This is a genomic window from Aquabacterium sp. (assembly GCF_049274795.1).
Classification (GTDB): domain Bacteria; phylum Pseudomonadota; class Gammaproteobacteria; order Burkholderiales; family Burkholderiaceae_C; genus Aquabacterium.
The window spans coordinates 1-6,151 of record NZ_JBASTH010000090.1; the positions used below are offsets into that span (position 1 = coordinate 1).

General features: G+C 67.6%; 7 protein-coding genes. 3 read left to right on the plus strand and 4 right to left on the minus strand.

Going from position 1 to position 6,151, the window contains the following annotated elements; all coding sequences use genetic code 11:
• The 3 genes from WAQ08_RS14740 to rlmD all read left to right on the plus strand — a co-directional run.
• Positions 1-738 (plus strand): protein-L-isoaspartate O-methyltransferase family protein (locus tag WAQ08_RS14740; RefSeq protein ID WP_422192458.1); only part of this gene is annotated, 738 nt, incomplete at its 5' end.
• Between the two features lie 23 nt (positions 739-761).
• The gene (locus WAQ08_RS14745) at positions 762-1,700 is read left to right on the plus strand and encodes a peptidoglycan DD-metalloendopeptidase family protein (RefSeq protein ID WP_422192460.1); all 939 of its coding nucleotides are present in this window, start codon (positions 762-764) and stop codon (positions 1,698-1,700) included.
• 71 nt (positions 1,701-1,771) lie between these two features.
• Complete coding sequence (gene rlmD / locus WAQ08_RS14750) at positions 1,772-3,232, plus strand: 23S rRNA (uracil(1939)-C(5))-methyltransferase RlmD (protein WP_422192461.1); 1,461 nt, start codon at positions 1,772-1,774, stop codon at positions 3,230-3,232.
• 6 nt (positions 3,233-3,238) lie between these two features.
• Here the strand turns inward: rlmD and WAQ08_RS14755 are convergent, their stop codons facing one another.
• The 4 genes from WAQ08_RS14755 to WAQ08_RS14770 all read right to left on the minus strand — a co-directional run.
• The gene (locus tag WAQ08_RS14755; protein ID WP_422192463.1) at positions 3,239-3,490 is read right to left on the minus strand and encodes a cysteine-rich CWC family protein; all 252 of its coding nucleotides are present in this window, start codon (positions 3,488-3,490) and stop codon (positions 3,239-3,241) included.
• 65 nt (positions 3,491-3,555) lie between these two features.
• Entirely contained in the window at positions 3,556-3,924 is a 369-nt protein-coding gene (locus tag WAQ08_RS14760) for a tRNA-binding protein (protein ID WP_422192465.1), read from the minus strand.
• A 55-nt stretch (positions 3,925-3,979) separates the two neighbouring features.
• Positions 3,980-4,399, minus strand: a complete 420-nt coding sequence (locus WAQ08_RS14765) for a polyhydroxyalkanoate granule-associated phasin (protein ID WP_422192467.1) — start codon at positions 4,397-4,399, stop codon at positions 3,980-3,982.
• Between the two features lie 181 nt (positions 4,400-4,580).
• Positions 4,581-6,151: PhoH family protein (locus WAQ08_RS14770; RefSeq protein ID WP_422192469.1), on the minus strand; the 1,571-nt coding region annotated here is incomplete at its 5' end.

Here is a 6,151-nt window from a genome sequence, read left to right on the forward strand (position 1 = left end):
CCGCTGGAGCAGGCCGCCCGTGACCGCCAGCGCCTGAGCACGCCGCAAGGCCTGGGCATGGATTCCCGCGCGGTGCAGCGCCGCATGGTCGAGCGTCTGCAGGCCGATGGCATCCGCAATCCGCGCCTGCTGCTGGCTTTCGGCACCATTCCCCGGCACTGGTTCGTGGATTCGGCCCTGGTCAACCAGGCTTACGAAGACACCAGCCTGCCGATCGGCCTGGGTCAGACCATCTCCAAGCCCTCGGTGATCGGGTCGATGATCGAGCTGCTGTGCACACGCCCCGGCGTGGCGCCGGATGCGGCCTTCCCGCTGGGCCAGTGCCTGGACATCGGCACGGGCTGCGGCTACCAGGCGGCGCTGTTGTCGTGTCTGTCGCGGCGCGTCGTGTCCATCGAACGCCTGCGTGATCTGCACCTGAAGGCCCGCACCAACCTCGATCGGCTCCGTGCCGGCCTGCCCGGCTGGCAGGACGTGCGGCTGGTGTATGGTGACGGCATGCTCGGCCATGCGCCCAATGCGCCCTACGACACCATCATCGCCGCGGCGGGTGGTGCCGCCGTGCCTCCGGCGTGGCTGGACCAGCTGGCCCCGGGCGGGCGCCTGGTCGCGCCCATGGAAGACCCCAGAACCGGCACCCAGATCCTGACCATCGTGGACCGCCTGCCCAATGGGCAGCTGCAGCAGGCCACGGCGGGGCAGGTGCTCTTCGTGCCCCTAAAATCAGGCACGACGTGATGTCTCGGCTTGTTCGCTTCAACATGCACCACACGCAAAACATCTACAAGCTGCTCGCCACCGTGGCGGCGGCACTCACTTTCGCTGGCTGTTCCACCCCGATCAACAAGGCCCCGGTCGAAGACCGCGGCCGTGTGGGCACGGGCCTGAGCCCCAACCGCCTGCCCCCGGGCGCGGAGAACGCCGGCAAGCCGGGCTACTACACCGTCAAGCCTGGTGACACGCTGATCCGCGTGGCGCTCGATACCGGGCAGAACTGGCGCGATCTGGCGGCCTGGAACCACCTGGACAACCCCAACCTGATCGAGGTGGGGCAGGTGCTGCGCGTGGTCTCGCCTTCGGTCGATGCCGCCGCCGTGGCTGCCGCGCCCGCAGCGGCTGCCACCAATGGCAATGCCTTGCCGGCGGCCAAACCCGTCACCAGCTCGAAGGTCGAGGCCCGCAGCCTCGACGCCAAGCCCTTGCCCGCTGCCGCCGCAGGCAGCAGCACGGCGTCGGCCGCCAGCAGCGCCGCCAAGCCGGCCTCGGGCACGGCTGAGGCCACGGCGCCCGCAGCGGCAGCGGCTCCCGTGGCAGCTGCGGACCGTGATGCGGATGAGCCCGCCTGGCAATGGCCCGCCACAGGCCCCGTGCTGGGCAGCTTCGAAGATGGCAAGCGCAAGGGCCTGGTGCTCGGCGGCAAGGCGGGCGATCCGGTCTTCGCCGCTGCCGATGGCCGCGTGGTCTATGCCGGCTCCGGCCTGCGTGGCTACGGCAACCTGATCATCGTCAAGCACAACGCGCAATACCTCACGGCCTACGCCCACAACCAGACGCTGCTGGTCAAGGAAGACCAGGCCGTGCGCAAGGGCCAGAAGATCGCCGAGATGGGCAGCACCGACGCCGATCGCGTGCAACTGCATTTCGAGGTGCGCAAGCAGGGCAAGCCGATCGACCCCGCCAAGTCGCTGCCCGCACGCTGATCCTGCACCGTGCCACGGCCCGCCTCGGGCCTTGCCGGGAAAGAGCGCTCATCCCCTGAGACAATCAGGGGATGACCGACGAGATTCTTTCCACTTCCCCCGCCACGTCCCCCCAGGCGCTTCCCCCCGCCGCCACGGCGCCCATCGATGAGGCGGCGGCCGCCGTGCCGCCCCACCTGCAATGGCTGAAGGTCGAATCACTCGACCTCGAAGCGCAGGGCGTGGCCCACCGCCCCGATGGCAAGGTCGTCTTCATCGAAGATGCGCTGCCTGGCGAAGAGGTGCGCGTGAGCGTCACTCGCCGCAAGAACAACTGGGAGCAGGCCACGATGGCCGAGCGCCGCACCGAGAGCTCGCAACGCGTCACCCCGCGCTGCACCTACTTCGGCCTGTGCGGCGGCTGCAAGATGCAGCACTTTCATCCTTCGGCACAGGTGGCCGTCAAGCAGCGCGTGCTGGAAGACAACCTGTGGCACCTGGGAAAGGTCAAGCCCGAGATGCTGCTGCGCCCGATCGAAGGGCCTACCTGGGGCTACCGTTACCGCGCGCGCCTGTCGGTGCGCCATGTGCTCAAGAAGGGCTCGGTGCTGGTGGGCTTCCATGAGCGCAAATCGCGCTATGTGGCCGACATGCAGACCTGCGAGATCCTGCCGCCGCACATCAGCCGCCTGCTGGTGCCCCTGCGCGAACTGGTCTATGCCATGGACCAGCGTGACCGCCTGCCCCAGATCGAGGTGGCCGTGGGCACGAGCGTGACGGTGCTGGTGCTGCGTCACCTGGAAGCACTCACCCCGGCCGATGTGCAGCGCCTGCGCGATTTCGCGGCCGAACACAGCGCCTGGGATGGCGGGCGTCATACCCTGTCGTGGTGGCTGCAGCCCAAGGGGCCGGACACCGTGCACCCGCTGGACGAAACCTTGCCAGGGCTGGACTACACCCTGCCCGAGTTCGGCATCACGATGCCCTTCAAGCCGACGGACTTCACCCAGGTCAACCACCACATCAACCAGATGCTGGTGGGACGCGCGCTGCGCCTGCTCGAGGTGAAGCCCGATGAGCGCGTGATCGACTGGTTCTGCGGCCTGGGCAACTTCACTTTGCCGCTGGCCACGCAGGCACGCGAGGTGCTGGGCATCGAGGGCAGCGAGCAACTGGTGGCCCGTTCGCGCGAGAACGCACGGGCCAATGGCGTCGATGCCAAGACCAGCTTCGTGGCGCGCAACCTGTTCGAGATCACACCGGCGGAACTGGCCAGCTATGGCCATGCCGACAAGTGGCTGGTGGATCCGCCGCGCGAAGGTGCGTTCGCCCTGACCAAGGCTGTGGCCGACCTGCACCAGGATCCTTCGCTTGTGCCGGACTGGGTGCCGCCGAAGCGCATCGTGTACGTGAGTTGCAACCCGGCCACGCTGGCGCGTGATGCTGGCCTGTTGGTGCACCAGGGCGGCTATCGCTGCGTGTCGGCGGGCGCGGTCAACATGTTCCCGCACACGGCCCACGTGGAGAGCATGGCGGTGTTCGAGAAGCTCTGAACGGCTTCAGCTTGATGACTGGCCCGGCGATGCGGACGATGTGGCGTCGGGCGCCAGAGGCCCGCCGCTCACGGCGCAGCGCTCGCACAGGCAGGCCATGGGTTGATGTCCGGCCACGCGGGCCCGGGCCAGTGGCGAGACCTTGACCTCACGGCACCAGCACGGCGTGTCAAAGCTGCCGCTGCGTGCGGGCGCGCAGGCGTTGGGGCCGCCGCACAAAGGGCAGGCGTGATGCGGCAGGGGCGTGGGGCTGGTCATCGTGTGGGTGATGTTGCCGGCATTGTGATGGCCTGGCCTGTGCGGGGCAACGTCTTCTTGACCGCTCAAAGCAGGCGCGTGCCCAGGGGAACATCCTGGTCGGGTATGCACAAGGCCACCTCGCCCTGGGCGTTGTGAAAGCCGGTGACCAGGCACTCCGACATGATCGGCCCGATCTGCTTGGGCGGGAAGTTCACCACCGCCACCACCAGGCGCCCGGCCAGTTGCTCGGGCGTGTACAGCGCGGTGATCTGCGCGCTGGACTTGCGCACACCGAGCGCGGGGCCGAAATCGACCTGCAGGATGTAGGCAGGCTTGTGCGCCTTCGGGAAAGGCTCGGCGCTCACGATCCTGCCCACGCGTAGCTCCACCTTCATGAAATCGTCCCATGTCAGGGCAGTATCTGTCGGGCGTGGCTCGGGTGTGGGTGTCATGCGCGTGGCCTGGCGTCAGGGGGCTCCTATCGTGCCAGATGCGCGAGCCATGTGTTCAACGCAGCCGCGTGCGGCCCAGTCGCTTGGCGTTGCCCACCGCGCGGCGATGCACCGGTGCCATGCCCTGGCCCAGGATGCCCAAGGTGGCCTTCTGCCATTGCGCGAGGGCGGAGCCTCCGCCAAAGGAAGCGGGGCGGCTCCAGGGCATCCACATCGCCTGCATGGCACTGGTCCACAACTGCGTCTGCATTTGCATCTGCGCGCGCCAGGCCTGCATGGCCATCGCCATCCACGATTCCTGAAAGGCGGCGACCTTCTCGGCACCCATGAGGTGGAACTCCTTGCGGTCCCGTGCGGAGGGTGTGGCGCCGGCCAGGGCCATGCGCGTGAGGCGGTGCGCCATCACCTGTGGCGTGGCCAGGGCCAGCTCGGCGGTCTGTGTGGCCAGGGATCGGGCTTTTCGTGTGGATGACATGCGGGCTCCTGGGCAAGTGGGTGGAATGAGTGATTCAGCCCAGTGTGCATGCAGGCCAATGCCGTTGGCGCGTGCGGGGTGTCTTGCCCTCGCCGTGCCATGGGTGCTTGCGCGTGGCCATGAAAAACGGCCTGCTAAGCAGGCCGTCGGGGATGAACTCGCCGCGGTATGCGGCGATTGATCAGAGCACTTCGGAGGCGAAATCCGCCAGGCGCGAACGCTCGCCACGTGCCAGCGTCACGTGCCCGCTGTGCGGCCAGCCCTTGAACTTGTCGACCGCGTAGGTCAGGCCGGAGCTGCCTTCGGTGAGGTAAGGCGTGTCGATCTGTGCCAGGTTGCCCAGGCAGATGATCTTGGTGCCAGGGCCAGCACGGGTGATCAGCGTCTTCATCTGCTTGGGCGTGAGGTTCTGCGCCTCGTCGATGATCACGATCTTGTTCAGGAAGGTGCGGCCGCGCATGAAGTTCATGCTCTTGATCTTGATCTTGCTGCGCACCAACTCGTTGGCGGCTGCACGGCCCCATTCACCAGCACCACCCGTGCCGCTGTCGCCGCGCGAGAGCACTTCGAGGTTGTCGTCGAGGGCGCCCATCCAGGGCGACATCTTTTCTTCCTCGGTGCCGGGCAGGAAGCCGATGTCCTCGCCCACCGGCACCGTCACGCGGGTGACGATGATCTCGGTGTAGCGACGGTCGTCGAGCACCTGGCTCAGGGCGGCCGCCAGCGTCATCAGCGTCTTGCCGGTGCCGGCCGAGCCCGTCAGCGTCACGAAGTCGCATTCCGGGTCCATCAGCAGGTTCAGCGCGAAGTTCTGCTCGCGGTTGCGGGCCGTCACGCCCCACACGGCGTTCTTCTGGTGCGTGTAGTCCTTCAGGGTCTTGAGTGTGGCGGTCTTGCCGGTGATCTCGGTGACCTTGCCGTACCAGGGGCTGGCGCCGGGGCTTTCGAGGTAGACGAACTGATTGACCAGCAGCGCTGGCACCGTCGGGCCGCTCACGCGGTAGTAGGTGATGCCGTTCTGCTGCCAGCTCTCCATGCCCTTGCCGTGGCGGTCCCAGAAATCGGCCGGCAGCGGCAGGACGCCGGTGTAGAGCAGGTCGCCGTCTTCCAGCGTCTTGTCGTTGAAGTAGTCTTCCGCCGGCAGGCCCAGGGCACGGGCCTTGATGCGCATGTTGATGTCCTTGGACACCAGTACCACGTCACGCCCGGCATGGTTGTCGCGCAGGGCCTGCACCACGCCCAGGATCTGGTTGTCGGCCTTGCCTTGGGGCAGGCCGATGGGCAACTGGATGTCCATGCCTGTGGTCTGGAAGTACAGCTTGCCGCCAGCCTCGACGTGGCCCGTCTTGGCCAGCTCGATGCCCTTGGCGGGATCGGCCTGCTGGCGGCTGCCCATGTCGGCGGCCAGGGCGTCCAGATCGCGGCTGACCTGGCGGGCGTTGCGTGCCACTTCGGTCATGCCCTTCTTGTGCCCATCGAGCTCTTCGAGCGTGATCATGGGCAGGTAGATGTCGTGTTCGTCGAAGCGGAACAGCGACATCGGGTCGTGCAGCAGCACGTTGGTGTCCAGCACGAACAGCTTGGCCGGACCGGTGATCTTGCGGCGGCGCGTGGTGCCGCTGGTGCCCGTGGCGCGGCTGGGGGCGGCGCTGGCGGGCTTGTCGGCGACGGTGGACGAACTGTCGCTGCCGGTGCGCTCGGCCACCGGCGAGACGGGCTGGGCAGGCGGCACGATGGCCGGCCGGCTGGCCG

Bases quoted from the DNA above. Each gene is read 5' to 3' on its own strand.
- WAQ08_RS14765 (WP_422192467.1), bottom strand. From the start codon at position 4,399: ATGTCATCCACACGAAAAGCCCGATCCCTGGCCACACAGACCGCCGAG.
- WAQ08_RS14745 (WP_422192460.1), top strand. From the start codon at position 762: ATGCACCACACGCAAAACATCTACAAGCTGCTCGCCACCGTGGCGGCG.
- WAQ08_RS14760 (WP_422192465.1), bottom strand. From the start codon at position 3,924: ATGACACCCACACCCGAGCCACGCCCGACAGATACTGCCCTGACATGG.
- rlmD (WP_422192461.1), top strand. From the start codon at position 1,772: ATGACCGACGAGATTCTTTCCACTTCCCCCGCCACGTCCCCCCAGGCG.
- WAQ08_RS14755 (WP_422192463.1), bottom strand. From the start codon at position 3,490: ATGACCAGCCCCACGCCCCTGCCGCATCACGCCTGCCCTTTGTGCGGC.